Annotated in this window: 21 protein-coding genes and 1 pseudogene; 9 read left to right on the top strand and 13 right to left on the bottom strand. The window is 71.4% G+C overall.

Annotation, left to right across the window (positions count from 1 at the left end):
* Positions 1 to 278 precede the first annotated feature (278 nt).
* Positions 279 to 1010, top strand: a complete 732-nt coding sequence (locus Saso_RS04300; RefSeq protein WP_189927802.1) for a transglycosylase SLT domain-containing protein — start codon at positions 279 to 281, stop codon at positions 1008 to 1010.
* 70 nt (positions 1011 to 1080) lie between these two features.
* On the opposite strand, the gene Saso_RS04295 is transcribed toward Saso_RS04300, so the two are convergent.
* The gene (locus tag Saso_RS04295; RefSeq protein WP_189927803.1) at positions 1081 to 3609 is read right to left on the bottom strand and encodes an ABC transporter ATP-binding protein/permease; all 2529 of its coding nucleotides are present in this window, start codon (positions 3607 to 3609) and stop codon (positions 1081 to 1083) included.
* A 245-nt stretch (positions 3610 to 3854) separates the two neighbouring features.
* On the opposite strand from Saso_RS04295, the gene Saso_RS04290 reads away from it, so the two are divergent.
* Entirely contained in the window at positions 3855 to 5777 is a 1923-nt protein-coding gene (locus tag Saso_RS04290) for a streptophobe family protein (RefSeq protein WP_189927804.1), read from the top strand.
* A gap of 528 nt (positions 5778 to 6305) precedes the next feature.
* On the opposite strand, the pseudogene Saso_RS38905 reads toward Saso_RS04290, so the two are convergent.
* Positions 6306 to 6392 (bottom strand): annotated as a pseudogene (locus Saso_RS38905) (ATP-binding protein); the annotation flags it as partial.
* A gap of 204 nt (positions 6393 to 6596) precedes the next feature.
* On the opposite strand from Saso_RS38905, the gene serB reads away from it, so the two are divergent.
* Positions 6597 to 7811: a phosphoserine phosphatase SerB gene (serB, locus tag Saso_RS04280; RefSeq protein WP_189927805.1), complete on the top strand. Its 1215-nt coding sequence runs from the start codon at positions 6597 to 6599 to the stop codon at positions 7809 to 7811.
* 69 nt (positions 7812 to 7880) lie between these two features.
* Here the strand turns inward: serB and Saso_RS04275 are convergent, their stop codons facing one another.
* The 4 genes from Saso_RS04275 to Saso_RS04265 form a co-directional block, all read right to left on the bottom strand.
* Positions 7881 to 8399: a SixA phosphatase family protein gene (locus Saso_RS04275; protein ID WP_189927806.1), complete on the bottom strand. Its 519-nt coding sequence runs from the start codon at positions 8397 to 8399 to the stop codon at positions 7881 to 7883.
* A 79-nt stretch (positions 8400 to 8478) separates the two neighbouring features.
* The gene (locus Saso_RS04270; protein WP_189927807.1) at positions 8479 to 8685 is read right to left on the bottom strand and encodes a hypothetical protein; all 207 of its coding nucleotides are present in this window, start codon (positions 8683 to 8685) and stop codon (positions 8479 to 8481) included.
* A 178-nt stretch (positions 8686 to 8863) separates the two neighbouring features.
* On the bottom strand, positions 8864 to 8980 hold the full coding sequence (locus Saso_RS38720; protein WP_267926429.1) for an SGM_5486 family transporter-associated protein: 117 nt from the start codon (positions 8978 to 8980) through the stop codon (positions 8864 to 8866).
* Between the two features lie 56 nt (positions 8981 to 9036).
* Positions 9037 to 10482: a CynX/NimT family MFS transporter gene (locus tag Saso_RS04265; protein WP_189927808.1), complete on the bottom strand. Its 1446-nt coding sequence runs from the start codon at positions 10480 to 10482 to the stop codon at positions 9037 to 9039.
* 70 nt (positions 10483 to 10552) lie between these two features.
* On the opposite strand from Saso_RS04265, the gene Saso_RS04260 reads away from it, so the two are divergent.
* Positions 10553 to 11242 carry a FadR/GntR family transcriptional regulator gene (locus Saso_RS04260; RefSeq protein WP_189927809.1) on the top strand — a complete coding sequence of 230 codons (690 nt, stop codon included), beginning with the start codon at positions 10553 to 10555 and terminating at the stop codon, positions 11240 to 11242.
* Here Saso_RS04260 and Saso_RS04255 read toward each other — a convergent pair.
* The 3 genes from Saso_RS04255 to fabG all read right to left on the bottom strand — a co-directional run bounded on the left by Saso_RS04255 (position 11223) and on the right by fabG (position 13220).
* Positions 11223 to 11579: a hypothetical protein gene (locus Saso_RS04255; RefSeq protein WP_189927810.1), complete on the bottom strand. Its 357-nt coding sequence runs from the start codon at positions 11577 to 11579 to the stop codon at positions 11223 to 11225. The two genes, Saso_RS04260 and Saso_RS04255, sit on opposite strands and share 20 nt — an antisense overlap.
* A gap of 163 nt (positions 11580 to 11742) precedes the next feature.
* On the bottom strand, positions 11743 to 12510 hold the full coding sequence (gene fabI, locus Saso_RS04250) for an enoyl-ACP reductase FabI (protein ID WP_189927811.1): 768 nt from the start codon (positions 12508 to 12510) through the stop codon (positions 11743 to 11745).
* Between the two features lie 5 nt (positions 12511 to 12515).
* Positions 12516 to 13220, bottom strand: a complete 705-nt coding sequence (fabG, locus tag Saso_RS04245) for a 3-oxoacyl-[acyl-carrier-protein] reductase (RefSeq protein ID WP_189927812.1) — start codon at positions 13218 to 13220, stop codon at positions 12516 to 12518.
* Positions 13221 to 13464: 244 nt separating this feature from the next.
* On the opposite strand from fabG, the gene Saso_RS04240 reads away from it, so the two are divergent.
* The 3 genes from Saso_RS04240 to tyrS all read left to right on the top strand — a co-directional run bounded on the left by Saso_RS04240 (position 13465) and on the right by tyrS (position 17724).
* Positions 13465 to 14988 (top strand): TldD/PmbA family protein, encoded by a 1524-nt coding sequence (locus tag Saso_RS04240; RefSeq protein WP_189927813.1) that lies wholly within the window; start codon positions 13465 to 13467, stop codon positions 14986 to 14988.
* Positions 14985 to 16388: a metallopeptidase TldD-related protein gene (locus Saso_RS04235; protein ID WP_189927814.1), complete on the top strand. Its 1404-nt coding sequence runs from the start codon at positions 14985 to 14987 to the stop codon at positions 16386 to 16388. Before Saso_RS04240 ends, Saso_RS04235 begins: the two co-directional genes overlap by 4 nt.
* Before the next feature lie 67 nt (positions 16389 to 16455).
* A complete protein-coding gene (gene tyrS / locus Saso_RS04230; protein ID WP_189927932.1) occupies positions 16456 to 17724 on the top strand; it encodes a tyrosine--tRNA ligase in 1269 nt (422 codons plus the stop codon).
* A 76-nt stretch (positions 17725 to 17800) separates the two neighbouring features.
* On the opposite strand, the gene Saso_RS04225 is transcribed toward tyrS, so the two are convergent.
* Complete coding sequence (locus tag Saso_RS04225; protein WP_189927815.1) at positions 17801 to 18079, bottom strand: GlsB/YeaQ/YmgE family stress response membrane protein; 279 nt, start codon at positions 18077 to 18079, stop codon at positions 17801 to 17803.
* A gap of 244 nt (positions 18080 to 18323) precedes the next feature.
* Here Saso_RS04225 and Saso_RS04220 point away from each other — a divergent pair, with 244 nt between their 5' ends.
* Both Saso_RS04220 and Saso_RS04215 read left to right on the top strand, forming a co-directional pair.
* Entirely contained in the window at positions 18324 to 18731 is a 408-nt protein-coding gene (locus Saso_RS04220) for a DUF3099 domain-containing protein (RefSeq protein ID WP_189927816.1), read from the top strand.
* Positions 18732 to 18939: 208 nt separating this feature from the next.
* On the top strand, positions 18940 to 19182 hold the full coding sequence (locus Saso_RS04215) for a hypothetical protein (RefSeq protein WP_189927817.1): 243 nt from the start codon (positions 18940 to 18942) through the stop codon (positions 19180 to 19182).
* Here the strand turns inward: Saso_RS04215 and moaA are convergent.
* From moaA to Saso_RS04200, 3 genes are all read right to left on the bottom strand, one after another.
* A complete protein-coding gene (gene moaA, locus Saso_RS04210; protein WP_229901564.1) occupies positions 19179 to 20168 on the bottom strand; it encodes a GTP 3',8-cyclase MoaA in 990 nt (329 codons plus the stop codon). The two genes, Saso_RS04215 and moaA, sit on opposite strands and share 4 nt — an antisense overlap.
* A gap of 170 nt (positions 20169 to 20338) precedes the next feature.
* Positions 20339 to 21964 (bottom strand): solute symporter family protein, encoded by a 1626-nt coding sequence (locus Saso_RS04205; RefSeq protein ID WP_189927818.1) that lies wholly within the window; start codon positions 21962 to 21964, stop codon positions 20339 to 20341.
* Positions 21961 to 22317: a DUF485 domain-containing protein gene (locus tag Saso_RS04200; protein WP_189927819.1), complete on the bottom strand. Its 357-nt coding sequence runs from the start codon at positions 22315 to 22317 to the stop codon at positions 21961 to 21963. Before Saso_RS04200 ends, Saso_RS04205 begins: the two co-directional genes overlap by 4 nt.
* Positions 22318 to 22478 lie beyond the last annotated feature (161 nt).

The following is a 22478-nucleotide window of genomic DNA, read 5'->3' as shown; positions in this document are numbered from 1 at the left end:
AGCCCGCACATAGGGCGCGGATCACGTACTACGGTCAATAGGAGATAAAGGGGACGCGATGAACGGGGCAGATGGCTCCATCTGTCCCGATTTGCCCTTCCCTGATCCACTACCCGGGATCGTACGTCACACCTTTGCCTGCCCTTTTTGCGGCCGCTAACAATGGCTCACGTCGCTCAGCGCCGCGGGTTCTCCTGCGGCGCTCGTGCCGAAAGCACCCGCTGTCCGCCGCCGGACGAAGAGAGCGACCTCCGCGCTATTCGAAGAGGTCCTTCCGCATGCCCAAGAACACTCACAAGATCGCGATCGCCGGTGCAGCCACGCTCGGTGCCGCCGCCCTCGCCTTCTCCGTGGTGCCGGCCGACGCGCAGACGACCACTACGGACGCCGTCTCCGCGGCCCCGGTCGCCTACAGCTCGACGCCGGTGCAGAACGTCAAGACCAGTGTGACCGACCAGCTGGCCGCGACGAGCGTGAAGGTCGACGCCATCGAGGCGAAGAAGAAGGCGGCAGCGGCCGCGGCGGCCAAGAAGAAGGCGGCCGCCGAGGCCGCCGCCAAGGCCGTCGCGAAGAAGAAGGCGGCCGCCGCGGCCGCCGCGAAGAAGGCGGCCGCCGAGCGCAAGGCCAAGGCCGCCGCGAGCCGCGCCGCCCACCGCGCCGCGATCAAGCAGGTCTCCGTCAAGAGCTACGCCGACAACCTCGACGGCTGGATCAAGCACTCCCTGGACATCATGAAGTCCAAGGGCATCCCGGGCTCCTACGACGGGCTGCACCGCAACATCATCCGCGAGTCCTCGGGCAACCCGAACGCGATCAACGACTGGGACATCAACGCCATCAACGGCATCCCGTCCAAGGGCCTGCTCCAGGTGATCCCGCCGACCTTCAAGGCGTACCACGTGGCCGGGACCTCCTGGAACATCTACGACCCGGTCGCCAACATCACCGCCGCCGCCAACTACGCGGCCGACAAGTACGGCACGATCGACAACGTCGACAGCGCGTACTGAGCGACCCGCTCCATGCCGATGGGCGGCACCCCGGACCAGGGGTGCCGCCCATCGGCGTACGGCGAGGCGCCTACTTGCGCATGACCTCGGGCTCGTGGCGGCGCAGGAAGCGGGCCACGAAGAAACCGCAGATCACACCGAGGACGACCAGCGCGACCATGTCCAGGCTCCAGGCGCCGAGCGTGTGCTCCCACAGCGGGTCCGTCCCACCGCCGTCCTTGGGCGGGCTGATCTTGTTGAAGTCCAGCGTGGCGCCGGCCGCCGCCACCGCCCAGCGCGAGGGCATCAGGTACGAGAACTCGTTGACACCCACCGCGCCGTTCAGGGTGAACAGGCAGCCGGTGAAGACGACCTGGATGATCGCGAACATCACCAGCAGCGGCATGGTCTTCTCGGCCGTCTTCACCAGCGACGAGATGACCAGGCCGAACATCATCGAGGTGAAGCCCAGCGCCATGATCGGGATGGACAGCTCGAACATGGTGGCGCTGCCGAGGACGAGGCCCTCCTTCGGGATCTCCCGGCTCGCGAAGCCGATGACGCCGACCATCAGGCCCTGGAGCACGGTGACCACACCGAGCACGAAGACCTTGGACATCAGATAGGCGGAACGCGACAGGCCGGTCGCGCGCTCCCGCTCGTAGATGACCCGTTCCTTGATCAGCTCACGGACCGAGTTGGCCGCGCCCGCGAAGCAGGCGCCCACCGCGAGGATCAGCAGGACGGTGGTGGCCGTGCCGTTGGGGATGATCCGGCCCGACTTCGGGTTGACCGGGTTCGGCAGCAGGCTGTTGCCGGAGTCGATGAGCAGGCTCACCGCGCCGAGGACGGCCGGCAGGATCACCGTCAGCGCCAGGAAGCCCTTGTCGGAGGCGATCACCGAGACGTAGCGGCGCACCAGGGTGACGAACTGCGACATCCAGCCCTGCGGCTTCGGCGGCTTCATCGCCTGCATCGGCGGCATCTGTACGGACTGCGGCGCGATGGCGTCGATGTCCGCGGCGTACATCTGGTAGTGCTGCGAGCCCTTCCAGCGGCCCGCCCAGTCGTAGTCGCGGTAGTTCTCGAAGGCGGAGAAGACATCGGCCCAGGTATCGTAGCCGAAGAAGTTCAGCGCCTCCTCGGGCGGGCCGAAGTACGCCACGGCGCCGCCCGGGGCCATCACGAGCAGCTTGTCGCAGATCGCGAGTTCGGCCACCGAGTGCGTGACGACCAGGACCGTGCGGCCGTCGTCGGCCAGTCCGCGCAGCAGCTGCATCACGTCGCGGTCCATGCCCGGGTCGAGGCCGGAGGTCGGCTCGTCCAGGAAGATCAGCGACGGCTTGGTAAGCAGCTCCAGGGCCACCGACACACGCTTGCGCTGGCCACCGGAGAGGGAGGTGACCTTCTTCTCCTTGTGGATGTCCAGCTTCAGCTCGCGCAGCACCTCGTCTATGCGGGCGTCACGTTCGGCGGCCGTGGTGTCGGCCGGGAAGCGGAGCTTGGCCGCGTACTTCAGGGCCTTCTTGACGGTCAGTTCCTTGTGCAGGATGTCGTCCTGCGGGACCAGACCGATGCGCTGGCGCAGCTCGGCGAACTGCTTGTACAGGTTCCGGTTGTCGTAGAGGACGTCGCCCTGGTTGGCGGGCCGGTATCCGGTGAGCGCCTTGAGCAGCGTCGACTTGCCGGAGCCGGACGGTCCGATGACCGCGATCAGCGACTTCTCCGGGACGCCGAAGGAGACGTCCTTGAGGATCTGCTTGCCGCCGTCGACGGTGACGGTCAGGTGGCGCGCCGAGAAGGACACCTCACCGGTGTCGACGAACTCCTCGAGCCGGTCGCCGACGATCCGGAACGTCGAGTGGCCGACGCCGACGATGTCGGCGGGGCCCAGCTGGACCGAGCCGCCCTTGGGGATCGGCTGGCCGTTGACGTAGGTGCCGTTGTGCGAACCGAGGTCGCGGATCTCCATGCGCCCGTCGGGCGTCGAGTGGAACTCGGCGTGGTGACGCGAGACCTGGAGGTCGGAGACGACCAGCTCGTTCTCCAGGGCACGGCCGATGCGCATCACCCGGCCGAGGGAGAACTGGTGGAACGTGGTCGGGCTGCGGTCACCGTAGACCGGCGGCGCCCCCGCGCCTCCGCCGGGCACCTGCTGCGCGTACGGCTCGCCCGGCCCCTGCTGCTGCGGGACGTGCGGCGCGCCCTGCTGCGGAGCCTGCCAGCCGCCCTGCGGAGCCTGCGGCTGCGGTGCCTGCTGGGCGGCCCAGCCCGGGTTCGCGGCCTGCGCGGCGTACGGCTGCTGCTGGGGCTGCGCGGCGGGCGCCTGCGACCCCGACACGTTCACGCGCGGTCCGTCGGTCGCGTTGCCCAGGTGCAGCGCCGTGCCGGGACCGATGTCCAGCTGATGGACGCGCTGCCCCTGCGCGAACGTGCCGTTGGTGCTCCCGTGGTCCTCGACGACCCAACTGCGCCCGTTGAAGCTGACGGTGGCGTGACGCCAGGAGACCCTGGCGTCGTCGAAGACGATGTCCCCCTGCGGATCACGTCCGAGGGTGTATTGCCTGGACGGATCGAGCGTCCAGGTGCGTCCGTTCAATTCCAGTACGAGTTCCGGCACTCCAGCCCCACTGAGTTGTCCCCCGAGTTAGCCCCATCAACGGGGAGTCTAGGGATGTCGAACATCGGGGGGAACTATTTCAGTAGCGGCCCCCTGACCGAAAGTCGGGCCTTGTGAAGAGCGTGCGCGAGCGTATCGGCCGTTCCCGTTGACGGGGTTGAAACCGGCCCGGAGAGTGGTAAAGCACGCGAGGGGGACGGAAGCGGCGATCTTCGCCGCCGCGCGCCGCGGATCGGGGGGTCTGCATGAGTGCCGGTACGGGTGTCGAGGGCAGTGGGAACGCGGTGCGCGCCAGGGGTGTGCCGTGGACGGACGTGGTGCTCGCCGCGATCGCCGCGGTGAGCTGGGCGTTGATCGGGATGGCGGGGACGGCGGCACTGGGACTGCACCTGCTGGGGGCGGACTCGGCCGGTTCGCTGGGTCCGATGACGGCCGCGGTGGTGGCCCTGGCGGCCGGCGGCTCGGTGACCCCGTCGGGCGACGTCTCCGCGTTCGGTCTGACGGGCGCGGAGACGGCCACCGCCATCGAGATCACGCCACTGGGGGTGAGCCTGGTCGGTGCGCTGCTGCTGGCCTGGTTCTTCCTGCGGTCCCTGCGCACGGCCGCAGTTGTCGTCGCCCCGGCCGAACTCCTGGCGCGCGTGGGCGCGGTGGTGGCGCTGTACGCGGCGATGCTGGGCGGACTGGCCTGGGCGGGGCACGACGTCATCACGCTCGACGGGAGCAAGCTGGGCCTGGACGACCTGCCCGGCACGGGGGGCGGGAGCGGCGGCGGGGGGCTGGACATCCCCGGGCTCGGGAGCGTCGGGGACATCGGCGGACTGCTGCCCGACCGGCTCGGCGACCTCGTCGACGCGAAGGCGGCGGTCGGTTTCACCGTCGACACGGCGCCCACCCTGCTGGGGGGCCTCGGCTGGTCGCTCGGCATCCTGCTGATCGCCCTGCTCGCCTCGCGCCGCACACCGCTGCCGCCCGGCTGGGAGGCCGTCCACCGCGTGGTGCGGCCGGCGGTGTCCGCCGTGGTGACCGTGCTGCTGGTGGCCGTGGCGGCCGGGTGCGCCGCGGCGGCGTACGCGGCCATCGGCGACGACCATCCGAAGCGGATCGCGGGAGCGGCGCTGCTCGGGGCGCCCAACGGGGTCTGGCTGGGCATCCCGATCGGCCTGTTCGTCCCCTGGGACGGCGAGGCCACGGGCGCGCTGACGAGCGTCCTGCCGGACCCGCTGGACGATCTGCTCGACGGCGGCACCGGACAGCCGGTGACCCTCGGCCGTCTCGCCGAGCTGGACGGACGGGTGTGGCTGCTCGGCGTGGCGGCGGCGCTGATGATGCTGCTGGCCGGGGTGCTGACGGCCGTGCGGACCCCCGTGGGGCCCGCGGTGCCGGGGGCGGGCGAGGGACACGGCGGCCGGGGCGGACGCGGGGCCGGGGCGGGCGGGTTCGCGGTGCACTGTGCGGTGCGGCTCGGGTCGGCGACGGCGGCGGCGCTGCCGCTGATCGCCTGGCTGACGAACGTCTCGGTGGACGCGTCGCTGTCCGTGCTGGGGTTCGACGCCTTCGGTGCCGGGATCGACCTGCGGGGGCACCTCGGGGCGGCCTTGCTGCTCGGCGCGGCCTGGGGCGCAGGGGCCGGCGCCGCGGGGGCGCTGCTGGCCCGTGCGACGGGAGCCGCCGGGCGGTTTGCGGCGCCCCTGGCACGGGGTGACGCGGGCGGCGGCGGGTCCGGCGCGGGCGGCGGGCGCTCGGCGTCCACGTCGGAGCGGGCGGGGCCGTACTCGGCGGACGGGCCCTCGTACCGGCCGCCGAACCCGGACACCAATCCCTACCTGAGGATCCCCGAGGAGGTGCGGCGGCCGCGGGACGCCCGGCCGCGGCGGGCGCCGGGCGAGGGGCCCGGCCCGTCCGGGCCCCGTGAGGGCGCACGGGGGGACGAGCCGTCGCCGGACGCCCGGCGCGGCGGGTGGCCGCCCGCCGCGGCGCCGGGGGCGGACGACGTCTACGGGGCGCCGACCGTGGTCCGGCCGGCCGGGCAGGGTCCGCGGCCACCGCGTCGCCCTCCCGGGCAGCGCCCCGGCGAGCGCCCGCGACCCGACTCGGACGAGGGCCCGCCCCCGCCTCCTCCCCCACCACCTCCCCGGACCCCCGGGCCCCCGGGAGGCCGAAGGTGAGCACGGGCGCCGCCCGGCGGGTGCGCGGGGTCCGGGGGCCGGGCGAGTAGTGGCGCAAGGCACGGGGTGGGGTGCGGGGTGCGGGGGTCTTCCGCCCCCGGAGCCGAGTGCTGCGGATGCCGTGGATCGAGAAGGCCCGGGCGCCCTGGGCGGCGAGTCCGGGGCGGCGCGAGCAAACCGGTACGGGCGCCGGGGGGGGCGGGCCCGGGTGGGGGTGGCTCCGAGGGTCCGAGGAGAGGACGCGGCGCCGTGGTCATGGCCGGGCGCGGGGCACCGCCGCCGGTCCGCCCGCGGCGGCCGGGCCGGACACGGGAGCCGCGGTGGGCAGGGCGTGGGGGCGGCCGGGCAAGGCGTGAGGGCTGTGGACGGCAAGGCGCCGGGGACGGCCGAGCAAGGCACGGGGACTCCGGACGGGCAAAGCACCGAGGGCGGCCGAGCAAGGCACGGGGGCTACGGACGGCAAAGCGCCGGGGACGGCCGGGCAAGGCACGGGGGCGGGTGGGCCCGCGGGTCCGGGTGGGCCGCGGGTCAGGTGAGGCTGCGGGTGAGGGCCAGGGAGTGCAGGAAGGGCATGAGCGTCATCGGGACGTCGCGGCTGGACGCGCGGTGGCGGACGGGCAAAGCACCGAGGGCGGAGGGACAAGACGCGAGGGCCGCGGACGGGCGAGGGGGCCGCGGACGGGGACGGTGTGGGGGCCGCTTGCGAGGGGCCGGGCTTTCGTCCAGGTGGGCGCCATCTCGTCGACATCCACTGTTACCCGTCCGTCAGGCGGACCTGAGCGGCGGGCGGCACTGGGTGCCGGATACGGTGGGTACACCATGAGCGCTTTGCAGACTTCGTCCTCCGACGTCCCCACGCTCCTTGTCAAGATCTTCGGCAAGGACAGGCCGGGCATCACGGCCGGCCTCTTCGACACCCTCGCCGCCTTCTCCGTCGACGTGGTCGACATCGAGCAGGTCGTGACCCGAGGCCGGATGGTGCTGTGCGCGCTCGTGACCGAGCCGCCGACCGGTATGGAGGGCGAGCTGCGCTCGACGGTCCACAGCTGGGCCGAGTCGATGAAGATGCAGGCCGAGATCATCTCAGGCATCGGCGACAACCGGCCGCGCGGCCTCGGCAGGTCGCTGGTCACCGTGCTCGGGCACCCGCTGACCGCGGAGGCCACGGCGGCGGTCGCCGCGAAGATCACGAAGGCCGGCGGCAACATCGACCGCATCTTCCGGCTCGCCAAGTACCCGGTCACCGCCGTGGAGTTCGCGGTGTCCGGCGTGGAGACCGAACCGCTGCGCACGGCGCTGGTCACGGACGCGGCGGCGCTGGGAGTGGACGTCGCGGTGGTCGACGCGGGCCTGTACCGGCGGGCCCAGCGGCTCGTCGTCATGGACGTCGACTCCACCCTGATCCAGGACGAGGTGATCGAGCTCTTCGCCGCGCACGCCGGCTGCGAGGCCGAGGTCGCCGAGGTGACGGCGTCCGCGATGCGCGGCGAGCTCGACTTCGAGCAGTCGCTGCACGCGCGGGTGGCGCTGCTGGCGGGACTGGACGCCTCGGTCGTGGAGAAGGTGCGCACCGAGGTGCGGCTGACGCCGGGTGCGCGCACGCTGATCAGGACGCTGAAGCGGCTCGGGTACCAGGTGGGCGTCGTCTCCGGCGGGTTCACCCAGGTCACCGACGATCTCCAGGAGCGACTGGGGCTGGACTTCGCCCAGGCCAACACCTTGGAGATCGTCGACGGAAGGCTGACCGGCCGGGTGACCGGCGAGATCGTGGACCGGGCGGGCAAGGCCCGGCTGCTGCGCCGGTTCGCCGCCGAGGCGGGGGTGCCGCTCTCGCAGACCGTGGCGATCGGCGACGGCGCGAACGACCTCGACATGCTCAACGCGGCCGGCCTCGGGGTCGCCTTCAACGCCAAGCCGGTGGTGCGCGAGGCGGCGCACACGGCGGTGAACGTGCCGTTCCTGGACACCGTGCTGTATCTGCTCGGCATCACCCGCGAAGAGGTCGAGGCCGCCGAGACCCACGACGAGCACTAGGGAAGCGGAGCGCGACGAGCGGGGCCCGGCACCGATGCGGTGCCGGGCCCCGTACGCGTGCGCGGTGGGTTACTCGGCGGGTGCCCAGTAGTCGAGCAGGGTGGCCACGCCCGGCTCCAGGGACTTCCAGGAGCCGTCGAAGGAGAGGACGGCGAAGGCGGCGGCCGGGAACCCGCGGCCGCGCATCCGCTCGCCGGCGTCGCCCTCGGCTTGGCCGGACAGGATGTCGGCGAGTCCCTGGATGCCCGGGTTGTGGCCGATCAGGACGACGTCACGCGCGTCGTCCGGTGTTTCGTTGAGCAGGGCGATCAGCTCACCCGGTGAGGCCTCGTAGATCCGCTCCTCGTAGACGGTTTTCGGCCGCTGCGGGAACTCGTGGACGGCGATCTTCCATGTCTCGCGGGTGCGGACCGCGGTGGAGCAGAGGGCCAGGTCGATGGGGACACCGATGTCGACCAGTCTGCGTCCGGCGACGGCGGCGTCCATACGCCCCCGCTCGGCGAGCGGACGCTCATGGTCGGTCACCTGTGGCCAGTCGGCCTTCGCATGGCGGAAGAGGACGATCCTGCGGGGTTCTGCGACGCTCATGAGTCCCAGCTTCGCATGAAACAGGCCATGGGGCGCAGGGAGTTGACATGCGGCTTCACCAGCGGTCCTCAGGTGCGCGCTAGTGGGCGACCAGCTGCTGTACCCGCTCGACGAGATGCGTGATCGCCGGGTCGCCCGTGGCCGCGTGGGCGTCGGCCGGGTTCAGTATCAGCACGAACAGGGTGATGAAGGCGAGCGTGGGGAGGGCGAGGGCCCACCAGGGCAGCCGCGAGTCGACGCCGCCCGTGGCGGCCGGGTGGGGCCGGGTGTGCGTAGGGGCCGACATGGGTGCCTCCGCTGTCTTCGAGTGGTCCGTGGACCCTTGGCAGGTGCTCCGCGTCCTCGCGGTCACACTCTCGAAGTTACGGAACCGGCGGCCCCCGGCCCATCCGGTGATCCACCCACTCGACCCTGACCCTCGCCCCCTAGGGGACGGGGGGTTAACCCCACCCCGGGCCGGGTCGTCAGGGCGAGGCGATGGTCGCGATGACGGCGATGACGACGAAGATGGCGAGGAACGAGCCGAAGACGAGCAGCATCTTCTTCTGGCCGTTGCGCGGGTTCGGATCGAGCACTGGCATGGGGCAAGTCTCGCACTCCGCGTCCGTGCCGGTCGCCGCGGGGTGACCGCGCCCGTTCAGCGGGCGCGCCCGCGGGCGGCCTCCTCCTCCACCGTGCGGTCGCGGCCCGCGAGGAAGCCCACGACCGTCTGCGGGACCATCAGGGCCGCCATGAGCGCCAGAGGCAGGCCCCAGCCGCCGCTGTGCTGGTAGAGGACGCCCACCAGCAGCGGGCCGGGAATGGAGATCAGGTAGCCGGTGCTCTGCGCGAACGCCGAGAGCTGGGCCACGCCCGCGCCGGTCCTGGCGCGCATGCCGACCATCGTGAGGGCGAGCGGGAAGGCGCAGTTGGCGATGCCGAGCAGCACGGCCCAGAGCCAGGCGCCGCCGGCCGGGGCGAGGTAGAGGCCCGTGTACCCGACGAGCCCGCAGGCGCCGAGCGCGAGGACGATCGGCCCCTGGTGCGGCAGCCGGGTGGCGACGCGCGGTATGACGAAGGCCAGGGGCACGCCCATCGCCATGGTCACGGCGAGCAGCAGTCCGGCGGTGCCGGCGGACACACCCGCGTCCCGGAAGATCTGCGGCATCCATCCCATGGTGATGTAGGCGGCGGTGGCCTGTAGGCCGAAGAAGACGGCGAGCGCCCACGCGGTGCGGCTGCGGGTGATGCGCAGCGGGGCGGTCGGCGGCTGCGGCACGCGCGCGTGGGCCCGCGGCAGGCGGCCGTCGGTCTGCGGCACGCGCGCCTGGGCGGCCGGTACGGCGGTGTCGGCCTGCGGTGCGGGCGTCTGCGTCCGCGGGGCGGCGGGCCGGGGGGCGCGTCTCCGCCGCTCGCCCGTCCTGCCCGTGCCTCCCGCGGACGTCCCGTGCTCGCGGGCGAGGGGCAGCCAGGGCAGGACGGCGGCCGCCGCCAGGGCCGCCCACAGGACGAGCCCGGTCCGCCAGCTGCCGCCGACCGCCTGCGTCATCGGCACGGTGGTCGCGGCGGCGGCGGAGGTGCCGAGGGCGAGGGCCATGGAGTACAGGCCGGTCATGGGCCCGACCCGGTCGGGGAAGTGGCGCTTGACGATGACCGGCATCAGGACGTTGCTGACGGCGATGCCCATGAGGGCGAGCGCGCTGGCGGCGAGGAATCCCGCCGTGCCGCCCGCGTAGGGCCGCAGCAGCAGTCCCGCCGCGATGGCGGCCATTCCGGCACACACGACGGCGCCGGCGCCGAAGCGCCGTGCCAGCCTGGGCGCCATGACCCCGAAGACGGCGAAGCAGAGCGGGGGCACCGAGGTCAGCAGCCCGGCCACGGTGCCGCTCATGCCGAGTCCGTCGCGCACCTCCTCCAGCAGGGCGCCGAGGCTGGTGATGGCGGGCCGCAGGTTCAGCGCGGCCAGCACGATCCCGGCCACGAGCAGGCGCGTACGCCACTTCCCCGCGCGCGTGGGGGCGTGCGGGGGCTCGCCCTCCGCGGGATCACGCGAAGTCAGGGGTGTCGTCGTACGGATCTGCTCGCTCGCCATGCCGTCCATCATAGAATCATGGGATGATTGGCTGTCCATCCCCGGGTGCCATGCGGCCGCCCCGCACGTGCGAAGGTGTGCCATGCCCCTGAGCCATCCCCACCGCTCGGCGCTGTCCGAGCAGGTCATCGCCGCGCTGCGCACCCAGATCACCTCGGGCGAGTGGCCGGTCGGCTCGCGCATCCCCACGGAGCCCGAGCTGGTCGAGCAGCTGGGCGTCGCCCGCAACACGGTCCGCGAGGCGGTCCGCGCCCTCGCGCACAACGGGCTGCTGGACATCCGGCAGGGCTCGGGCACGTACGTGGCGGCGACCAGCGAACTCGCGGGCGTGATGCACCGCCGCTTCGCCGACGCCGATCCGGGCCACATCGCCGAACTGCGCGCCACGCTGGAGTCCAGCGCGGCACGGCTGGCGGCCGGTCGGCGCACGGAGAAGGACCTCAAGCAGCTGGACGCCCTCCTCCTGCGGCGTGAGCGGGCCTGGGAGTCGGGCGACGCCGAGGCGTTCGTGACGGCGGACGCGACCTTCCACCTGGCGGTCGTCGCGGCCTCCCACAACGACGTCATGACCGCGATGTACGCGGACCTCGGCGAGGTGCTGCGGGACTGGCTGCGCGAGGACGTCGGCGAGGAGCTGACGCCGGAGACCTACATGGACCACACGCGGCTGGTGGACGCGATCCGCGCGGGCGACGCGGAGACCGCCGCCGCGGAGGCGGCCGGCTATCCGCTGCTGTGCCGGCCCGGCCGGTTCACCGCTTCCGGTGGCTGACCCAGACCGAGCGGACCTCCTTCCAGCAGCGGCCGGTGAGCCGCACGGTCTGCGCGGGACCCACGTCGACGGGGGCGCCGTCGGTGTCGAGATCCCACCAGCGGTCGCACTCGATGTGCAGACGGACGCTGTCGGTGTCGGCGTAGGGGTTGTGGCAGTGGACGACGACGCGGGAGCCCTGGACGTCGGTGCGGCACTCCGCGCCGAACGGCTCCTCGGGGGCGACGGGGGCGGCCCGCGGCGCCGCCACGCGTGCGTGCGGCATCGCGTCGTACGGCAGCGACAGGACGAGACAGACGGCGACGGTCACTGGGGCCAGGCTGCGAGACAGGCGCACAAGGGGACCTCCTCGGCCGTGCTGGGGAGGAAAGCGCGGTGACGTACCCGCACCTCAGAGTGGCTCGCGGGAGGGCTCCCGCGCCTGGCCAAAGGGGCCGAACGGGTGACGCCCCGCTCTCCGCGCGGGCGGGGAGAGCGGGGCGTCGGCAAGGCTTCGGGGATCAGGCTCCTACGGCGTGCAGACCGCCGTCCACGTGGACGATCTCGCCCGTGGTCTTCGGGAACCAGTCGCTCAGCAGGGCGACGACACCGCGGCCGGCCGGCTCGGGGTCCTTGAGGTCCCACTCCAGCGGGGCCCGGTTGTCCCACACGGACGCCAGCTCGGCGAAGCCCGGGATGGACTTGGCGGCCATGGAGCCGATCGGGCCCGCCGAGACGAGGTTGCAGCGGATGTTCTGCTTGCCCAGGTCCCGGGCCATGTAGCGGCTGGTGGCCTCCAGGGCCGCCTTGGCGGGGCCCATCCAGTCGTACTGCGGCCAGGCGAACGAGGCGTCGAAGGTGAGGCCGACGACCGAGCCGCCGTTCTGCATCAGCGGCAGGCAGGCCATGGTGAGCGACTTCAGGGAGAACGCCGAGACGTGCATGGCCGTGGCGACCGACTCGAACGGCGTGTTCAGGAAGTTGCCGCCGAGCGCGTCCTGCGGCGCGAAACCGATGGAGTGCACGACGCCGTCGAGGCCGCCGAGCTCCTCGCCGACGACGTCGGCCAGCCGGGCGAGGTGCTCGTCGTTGGTCACGTCGAGCTCGATGACCTTGGTGGGCTTGGGCAGCTTCCGGGCGATGCGCTCGGTCAGCGTGGGCCGCGGGAAGGCCGTCAGGATGATCTCGGCACCCTGCTCCTGGGCCAGCTTGGCGGTGTGGAAGGCGATGGAGGACTCCATCAGCACACCGGTGATCAGGACGCGCTTGCCCTCGAGGATTCCGCTCATGGTGATCAGTGACCCATTCCCAGTCCGCCGTCAACGGGAATGACGGCTCCAGTGATGTACGAGGCGTCGTCCGAGGTGAGGAACCGCACCGTCGCGGCGATCTCCTCCGGCTGCGCGTACCGGCCGAGCGGGACCTGCGAGACGATGTTCTCGCGCTGCTCGTCGGTGAGCGCCTTGGTCATGTCGGTGTCGACGAAGCCGGGCGCGACGACGTTGAAGGTGATGTTGCGTGATCCCAGCTCACGGGCGAGGGAACGCGCGAAGCCGACGAGGGCGGCCTTGGACGCGGCGTAGTTCGCCTGGCCGGGCGAGCCGTACAGGCCCACGACCGACGAGATCAGCACGACGCGGCCCTTCTTGGCGCGCAGCATGCCCCGGTTGGCACGCTTGACGACGCGGAAGGTGCCGGTGAGGTTGGTGTCGATGACCGAGGTGAAGTCCTCCTCGGACATGCGCATCAGGAGCTGGTCCTTGGTGACGCCGGCGTTGGCGACGAGGATCTCCACGGGGCCGTGCTCGGCCTCGATCTCCTTGTAGGCCTGCTCCACCTGCTCGGAATCGGTGATGTCGCACTTGACCGCCAGGAAGCCGGCCGGTGGCTCGCCCGAGCGGTACGTGATCGCGACCTTGTCGCCGGCGTCGGCGAACGCGCGGGCGATGGCGAGGCCGATGCCCCGGTTTCCTCCGGTGACGAGAACCGAGCGGCTCAACGGATCACCCTTTCGATAGTGATCTGACGCACCTGACCGCACACGGGACGGCAGGTGGCTTCACTCGAAACCTATCGGTCCCCTCCCGTCCGCGGACATTCGGGCACCGACAGTGGCTCACCGGGCTGGCTGTGGGGTCCCTACAGAAAGTTTGCGGAAGCGGGGCGGAAAGGTGTGGTCCGGCGGCCGCCGGGCGCGACATGATCGGAGCCTTCACACGTGACGACACCAGGGAGACACGTAGGTGCCCCATAGCATCGATGAGAGTTTCACGGCCCTGCCCCTGCGCGCCCTCGCCGACGCCGCGCTCGCACGCGCGCGTGCGCTCGGGGCGGAGCACGCGGACTTCCGGTTCGAGCGGGTGCGCAGCGCGTCCTGGCGGCTGCGGGACGCCAAGCCCGCCGGTTCGTCCGACACGACCGACCTCGGGTACGCGGTGCGGGTCGTGCACGGCGGTACCTGGGGATTCGCCTCCGGGGTGGATCTGACTATGGACGCGGCCGCGCGGGTCGCCTCGCAGGCCGTGGCGATGGCCAAGCTGTCCGCGCAGGTGATCAAGGCCGCCGGATCGGACGAGAGGGTGGAGCTGGCCGACGAGCCGGTGCACGCCGACCGGACGTGGATCTCGTCCTACGAGATCGACCCGTTCACCGTCCCGGACGAGGAGAAGGCGGCGCTGCTCGCCGACTGGAGCGCGCGGCTGCTGGCGGCCAACGGGATCAACCACGTGGACGCCTCGCTGCTCACCGTCCACGAGAACAAGTTCTACGCCGACACGGCCGGCACGGCGACCACACAGCAGCGGGTCCGGCTGCACCCTTCGCTGAACGCGGTGTCGGTCGACGAGTCGAGCGGCGAGTTCGACTCCATGCGCACCATCGCGCCGCCGGTCGGACGCGGCTGGGAGTACCTCACGGGCACCGGCTGGGACTGGGACGAGGAACTCGACCGGATCCCGGAACTGCTCGCCGAGAAGATGCGGGCACCGAGCGTCGAGCCCGGCCTGTACGACCTGGTCGTCGACCCGTCCAACCTGTGGCTGACCATCCACGAGTCCATCGGGCACGCCACGGAGCTGGACCGGGCCCTCGGCTACGAGGCCGCCTACGCGGGCACCTCCTTCGCCACCTTCGACCAGCTCGGAAAGCTGCGCTACGGCTCGGACCTGATGAACGTCACGGGCGACCGCACCGCCGAGCACGGCCTGGCGACCGTCGGCTACGACGACGAGGGCGTCGAGGGCCAGTCCTGGGACCTCGTCAAGGACGGCACGCTCGTCGGCTACCAGCTGGACCGGCGGATCGCGAAGCTGACCGGGTTCGAGCGCTCCAACGGCTGCGCCTTCGCCGACTCCCCCGGCCATGTGCCGGTGCAGCGCATGGCCAACGTGTCGCTGCGCCCGGACCCGGCCGGCATGTCGACCGAGGGGCTCATCGGCAGCGTCGACCGGGGCATCTACGTCGTCGGGGACCGGTCCTGGTCCATCGACATGCAGCGCTACAACTTCCAGTTCACCGGCCAGCGGTTCTTCCGTATCGAGAACGGGCGGATCACCGGGCAGCTGCGGGACGTGGCCTACCAGGCGACGACCACCGACTTCTGGGGTTCGATGGCCGCGGTGGGCGGTCCGCAGACCTACGTCCTCGGCGGCGCCTTCAACTGCGGCAAGGCCCAGCCGGGCCAGGTGGCGGCGGTGTCGCACGGCTGCCCCTCCGCCCTCTTCAAGGGAGTCAACATCCTCAACACCACGCAGGAGGCCGGTCGATGAGCGCGGGCAGCAACAAGGCGCAGAAGCCGCACGAGGTCGTCGAGCGCGCCCTCGAGCTGTCGCGGGCCGACGGCTGTGTCGTCATCGCGGACGAGCAGTCGACGGCCAACCTGCGCTGGGCGGGGAACGCGCTCACGACCAACGGCGTCACGCGCGGGCGCACGCTCACCGTCATCGCCACGGTCGACGGCAGGGAGGGCACCGCCTCCGGCGTCGTCTCGCGGGCCGCCGTCACCGCGGACGAGCTGGAGCCCCTCGTACGGGCCGCCGAGGCGGCCGCGCGCGGCGCTGGTCCCGCGGAGGACGCGCAGCCGCTGGTCACCGGCGTGGCCCCGTCCCCCGAGTTCACGGAGGCGCCGGCGGAGACCTCGTCGGCGGTGTTCGCGGACTTCGCGCCCGCGCTGGGCGAGGCGTTCGCCCGCGCGCGCGCCGGCGGTCGCGAGCTGTACGGGTTCGCCAACCACGAGCTCGTCTCGACGTACCTGGGGACCTCGACCGGGCTGCGGCTGCGGCACGACCAGCCGAACGGGACGCTGGAGCTCAACGCCAAGTCCCCGGACCGGACGCGTTCGGCGTGGGCGGGCCGCTCGACCCGGGACTTCAAGGACGTCGACCCGGCCGCGCTCGACGCCGAGCTGGCCGTACGGCTGGGCTGGGCGCAGCGGCGGATCGAGCTGCCCGCCGGGCGCTACGAGACGCTGCTGCCGCCGACCGCCGTGGCGGACCTGATGATCTACCAGCTGTGGTCGGCGTCCGGCCGGGACGCGACCGAGGGCCGGACGGTGTTCTCCAAGCCCGGCGGCGGCACCCGGCTCGGGGAGAAGCTCTCCGAGCTTCCGCTGACCCTGCGCAGCGACCCGCACGAGCCGGGTCTGGAGTCGCCGCCGTTCGTCATCGCGCACTCCTCCGGCGGCGATCAGTCGGTCTTCGACAACGGCCTGCCCGTGCGGCCCACCGAGTGGATCTCGGCGGGCGAGCTGAAGCACCTGACGACCACCCGGCACAGCGCGGCCCTGACCGGTCTGCCGGCGTCGCCCGGGGCCGACAACCTGATCCTGGACGGCGGCGAGGACCGCTCCCTGGAGGAGATGGTCGCGGGCACCGGACGCGGGCTGCTGCTCACCTGCCTGTGGTACATCCGGGAGGTCGATCCGGCGACGCTGCTCCTCACCGGTCTGACCCGGGACGGCGTCTACCTGGTGGAGGACGGCGAGGTCGTGGGCGAGGTGAACAACTTCCGGTTCAACGAGTCGCCGGTGGGCCTGCTGGGGCGGGCGACTCAGGCGGGGCGCACCGAGAAGACGCTGCCGCGGGAGTGGAGCGACTGGTTCACCAGGGCCGCGATGCCCGCGCTGCGGGTGCCGGACTTCAATATGAGCTCTGTCAGTCAGGGCGTATAACCTCGTAGCCGGTGGTCGTACGACCGCCCCGCGAGTGCCCGAAGATCATCAAGGAGATATGAGAACCGTGACGGACATCGTCGACGAACTGCAGTGGCGCGGGCTGATCGCCCTCTCCACTGACGAGGACGCACTGCGCAAGGCGTTCGCGGACGGTCCCGTCACGTTCTATTGCGGCTTCGACCCGACCGCGCCCAGCCTGCACCTCGGCAACCTCGTGCAGATCCTGACGATGCGCAGGATCCAGCAGGCGGGCAACCGTCCGCTGGGCCTGGTCGGGGGCGCCACCGGTCTGATCGGCGACCCTAAACCCACCGCGGAGCGGACGCTGAACTCCCCGGAGGTCGTCGCCCAGTGGGTCGAGCGGCTGCGCGCGCAGATCGCGCCGCTGCTCGACTTCGAGGGCCCGCACGCGGCGGTCATGGTCAACAACCTGGACTGGACGCAGGGCATGTCGGCCATCGAGTTCCTGCGGGACGTCGGCAAGCACTTCCGCGTCAACAAGATGATCGCCAAGGAGGCCGTCTCCCGGCGGCTCAACTCCGACGCGGGCATCGGCTACACCGAGTTCAGCTACCAGATCCTCCAGGGCATGGACTTCCTGGAGCTGTACCGCCGGCACGGCTGCGTGCTCCAGACCGGCGGCAGCGACCAGTGGGGCAACCTGACCTCGGGCACCGACCTGATCCACCGGGTGGAGCCCGACGCGGTGGTGCACGCGCTGGCGACTCCGCTGATCACCAAGGCGGACGGCACCAAGTTCGGCAAGACGGAGTCCGGCACGGTCTGGCTCGACCCCGAGATGACGACGCCGTACGCCTTCTACCAGTTCTGGCTGAACGCGGACGACCGGGACGTCTCGAAGTTCCTGCGCATCTTCAGCTTCCGCTCCCACGCGGAGATCGAGGAGCTGGAGCGGCAGACCGAGGAGCGTCCGCAGGCCAGGGCCGCGCAGCGCGCGCTGGCCGAGGAGCTGACGACGCTGGTGCACGGCGCCGACCAGACGGCGGCCGTGATCGCCGCGTCCAAGGCCCTCTTCGGTCAGGGCGAGCTCGCCGAGCTCGACGACCGGACGCTGGCGGCGGCCCTCTCCGAGGTGCCGCACGTCGAGGTCGCCGAGCTCGGTCCGGTCGTGGACCTGTTCGCCGAGGTCGGCCTGGTGGCCAGCAAGTCGGCCGCGCGGCGGACCGTGAAGGAGGGCGGGGCCTACGTGAACAACGTCAAGGTCACCGCGGAGGACGCCGTCCCGTCGAAGGAAGAGCTCATCCACGGGCGGTGGCTGGTGCTGCGGCGCGGCAAGCGCAACCTGGCCGCCGTCGAGGTCACCGGCGCCTGAGCCCTGCGCCTGAGCCCTGCCGCCACGGCCCGCCCCCCGAGGGGGTGGGCCGTGGCGGTGGGCGAGGTCGCCCGGGTCAGGCGTGGTACTTCCGCTTGCCCAGCGTCGCCATGTAGAGCATGTCGCCGAGGGCGACGATGATGATGGCGGCGATCAGCTGGAAGAGATGGCGGCTCCAGTCGATGCCGGCGGTCTCCTCGACCCCGAACGCGCGGGCGATCGAGTTGCCCACGACGGCGCCCAGCATGCCGAAGATGGTCGTCAGCCAGAGCGGGCTGTGCTGCTTTCCCGGGATGATCGCCTTGGCGATCAGGCCCAGCACGAAACCCACGATGATCGCCCACAACCAGCCCATGGCTGCCTCCTCGTACGCTCTGCCTGAGCATTGCCCCAAGTCTCGATCCGCTCGCCGTACGACGCATGTCGGGTACCGCCGTACGTGCGACGGCGCAGGTCCTTCGCCGGGACGGGAGCCGACCCGGTCTCGAAGGCGGCGCAGTCGCGGCGTACCGTGGAACGCGTCCGGGGGTCGTTCCCCGATCGGGAGCGGACCGGACAGGGGCCGAGGCGAGGGCGATGCGGGCGGACGGTGGAATGTGATGCGGAAGCAGGCCGGCAGCGGGAACGTTCAGGTGTTCCGGATCACCGGTGCGCGTCAGGGTCTCCAGGAAGACGTGCGCGGCCGGCAGCGGCGTTACGTCATCTCGATGTCGATCCGCACGGTGTCGGTGATCCTCGCGGCGACGCTGTGGAACGTGGAACGGCACGTGGCTCTCGTGGCGTTGGTCCTGGGGGTGGTACTCCCCTACATCTCGGTGGTGATCGCCAACGCGGGCCGCGAGAACGTGCCTTCACTGCCCTCGACCTTCCTGAGCGCGCCGGTGCGGCCCATGATCGATCCCTCCCGCCCGGAGGACGAACGGGCCGGCTCCCTGCATCAAGAGGAGGGCTTCACGGAATCCGTGCGGCGGGAATCGGCGCCCGATCCGGCCGAGCGAAAGCCATGAACCGGCCGTGAGGCGGCCGTGGCCGAGCTGTGCGGCAAGCTCAGGAAAAGCTCAGATCAATCATGTTGTTCCAGTCCCGTGGGAGAGGGGGGCCGTGACATACTTCGTACGCGCTCCGCATCCCCCGTCGGAGCGACGGACCGACGCCGGGCAGCTCCCCCCGTGGCTGCTCGGCGTCGCCTTTGTGTGCGTGTGGTGAGACAAGTCTGTGAGTGACGAGACCCCGATCTGTTCTGCCAAGGGCTGCCGTGCCGACGCGGTGTGGGTCCTGGCGTGGAACAATCCGAAGATCCATGCGCCGGAGCGGCGCAAGACATGGCTGGCGTGCGAGGAGCACCGCGAGCATCTGTCGCAGTTCCTCGGCGTCCGCGGCTTCCTCAAGGACGTCGTCCCGCTGACCGAGTGGACGTCCCGGGAGGACTCCGGGGGCCTGTCCGGCGGCCAGGTCTAGCCGCCGATCGCCGACATCGGGCGGTCCGGCTGGACGAACGACGGGTCGTCCAGACCCGCGCCCGCCTTCTTGCCCCACATGGCCAGACGCCAGATACGGGCTATCTCCTCGTCGGGGGCGCCGGACCGCAGGGCCGCTCGCAGGTCCGTCTCCTCACGGGCGAAGAGACAGGTGCGGACCTGGCCGTCGGCCGTGAGGCGGGTGCGGTCGCAGGCGGCGCAGAACGGGCGGGTGACGGAGGCGATGACGCCGACCCGGTGCGGGCCGCCGTCCACCAGCCAGCGTTCCGCCGGGGCCGAGCCGCGCTCGCCCTCGCCCTCGGCGGTGAGGTCGAAGCGGGTGCGCAGGGAGGCCAGGATGTCCCCGGCCGTGACCATGCCCTCGCGCTTCCAGCCGTGCTGGGCGTCCAGCGGCATCTGCTCGATGAAGCGCAGCTCGTAGTCGTTCTCGACGGCCCAGGCGAGGAGGTCCGGGGCCTCGTCGTCGTTCAGGCCGGGCATCAGGACCGAGTTGACCTTGACCGGGGTCAGGCCGGCCTCGCGGGCGGCTTCGAGGCCTTCGAGGACGTCCTTGTGGCGGTCGCGGCGGGTGAGGGTCTTGAAGACGTCGGGACGCAGGGTGTCGAGGGAGACGTTGACCCGGTCCAGGCCCGCTGCCCTGAGGGCCTCGGCGGTGCGGCGCAGTCCGATGCCGTTGGTCGTGAGAGACATCTGGGGGCGGGGGGCCAGCGCGGCGACCCGCTCCACGATGCCGACGAGGCCCGGGCGCAGCAGGGGTTCGCCGCCGGTGAAGCGGACCTCCTCGATGCCGAGCCCGGTGACCGCGATGTCGATCAGGCGGACGATCTCGTCGTCCGTGAGGAGGTCCGGCTTGGCCAGCCATTGCAGGCCCTCCTCGGGCATGCAGTAGGTGCAGCGCAGATTGCACCGGTCGGTCAGCGAGACCCTCAGGTCGGTGGCCACCCGGCCATAGGTGTCGATGAGCACGTGGGCCCCCTCCCTCGTAGCGATCGCGGTCGTCTTGCGTCACTTGCGAGCCTACGTGACGCCGCTGACAACGACAGGGCCCGATCCCACCAGATCAGGTGCGGCAAGGCGCGGCCGCGTCGTAGGGATCTACGACGCGGCCGCGTGGAGGGGGCGTGGCCGGTGGTCGTTCAGTGGGCTCCGGTGCCGGTCAGGGAGCGGACCTCCAGCTCGGCGTACTTGGCCTTGTCGGGCTCCTCCTTCGACAGCAGGGTGCCCACGACGCCCAGCAGGAAGCCGACCGGGATGGAGATGATGCCCGGGTTCTCCAGCGGGAACCAGTGGAAGTCGACGTCCGGGAACATCGAGGTGGCCTTGCCGGAGACGACCGGCGAGAACAGCACCAGGCCGACCGCGGTGACCAGGCCGCCGTAGATCGACCACAGGGCTCCGGCGGTGGTGAACCGCTTCCAGAACAGGCTGTAGAGGATCGTCGGGAGGTTGGCGGAGGCGGCGACCGCGAAGGCGAGGGCGACCAGGCCGGCGACGTTCAGGTCACGGGCGAGGGCGCCCAGCAGGATGGAGACGGCGCCGATGCCCACGGTGGCGTAGCGGGCCGCGTTGATCTCCTGCTTCTCGCTGGCGGTGCCCTTCTTGATGACGTTGGCGTAGATGTCGTGGGCGAAGGAGGAGGACGAGGCGAGGGTGAGGCCCGCGACGACGGCGAGGATGGTGGCGAAGGCGACCGCCGAGATGGTGGCCAGCAGGATCGCGCCCCAGTTGGAGTCGACGCCGCCGAGATGGAGGGCGAGCAGGGGCGCCGCGGTGTTGCCGGCCTTGTTGGAGGCGGTGATCTCGTCCGGCTTGATCAGCGCGGCGGCGCCGAAGCCGAGGGCGAGGGTCATCAGGTAGAAGGCGCCGATCAGGCCGATGGCCCACAGGACGGACTTGCGGGCGGCCTTGGCGGTGGGCACGGTGTAGAAGCGGATCAGGATGTGCGGCAGGCCGGCGGTGCCCAGGACGAGGGCGATGCCGAGGGAGATGAAGTCCAGCTTGGTGGTGCCGGTGGCGCCGTACTTCAGTCCGGGCTCCAGGAAGGCCGCGCCCTTGCCGCTGTTGTCGGCGGCCGAGCCCAGCAGCTCGGAGAGGTTGAAGTCGAACTTCAGCAGGACCAGGAAGGTCAGCAGGAGGGCGCCCGCGATGAGCAGGACGGCCTTGACCATCTGGACCCAGGTGGTGCCCTTCATGCCGCCGATCGTGACGTAGACGATCATCAGTACGCCGACCAGGGCGACGATGCCGATCTTGCCGCCGTCGCTGGTGATGCCCAGCAGCAGCGAGACCAGGACGCCCGCGCCCGCCATCTGGGCGAGCAGGTAGAAGATCGACACGACGATGGTCGAGGTGCCGGCGGCGGTGCGGACGGGGCGCTGGCGCATGCGGTACGCCAGGACGTCGCCCATCGTGTAGCGGCCGGAGTTGCGCAGCGGCTCGGCGACCAGGAGGAGGGCGACCAGCCAGGCGACCAGGAAGCCGATGGAGTACAGGAAGCCGTCGTAGCCGAAGAGGGCGATGGCGCCCGCGATGCCGAGGAAGGACGCGGCGGACATGTAGTCGCCGGAGACGGCGAGGCCGTTCTGGAATCCGGTGAACTGGCGGCCGCCCGCGTAGAAGTCGGCGGCGTCCTTGGTCTGGCGGCCGGCCCACACGGTGATGACGAGGGTCGCGGCGACGAACACGGAGAACAGGACGATGATCAGCGTGCGGTGCTCACCGGCCTCGCCGGCGGCGATCAGGGTCTGCTGTGCGGGGCTCATGCGCCGCCCTCCATCCGGGACTTGATGGCGTCGGCCTTGGGGTCGAAGCGCGCGGCGGCCGTGCGGGCGTACCACCAGGCGATGAGGAACGTGGTCAGGAACTGGCCGAGGCCGAGGGTCATGGCCACGTTGAAGTTGCCGAAGAGCTTGGTGCCCATGAAGTCGCCCGCGTAGTTGGACAGCAGGACGTACAGCAGGTACCAGACGATGAAGGCGAAGGTCAGGGGGAAGGCGAAGTTGCGGTAGGAGCGGCGCAGTTCACCGAACTCCGCGCTCTCCTGCACCGCGACGAACTCCTCGGTGGTGGGGAGTTGGGCTGGGGATTTCGAGGGGGGCGGTGTCTCGGTGGCCACGAAGTCTCCTCGTTGCGGATGCGGGTGGGACGGCGAAAGGAGGCGAGTGTCCTCTCGCTCCCTGCCCAAGGTCACGGCGCCGCACGAGGACGGGTTCAACGCGTCGGACGGGTTTGTCGAAGTGGCCTCCCACCGGTTCCTGACCAACGAGCGGGGCCCGC

Origin of the sequence: Streptomyces asoensis (assembly GCF_016860545.1) — a bacterium.
GTDB lineage: Bacteria > Actinomycetota > Actinomycetes > Streptomycetales > Streptomycetaceae > Streptomyces > Streptomyces asoensis.
The sequence above is the reverse complement of the archived record's forward strand: the minus strand, read 5'-3'. Positions and strand labels throughout refer to the sequence as shown.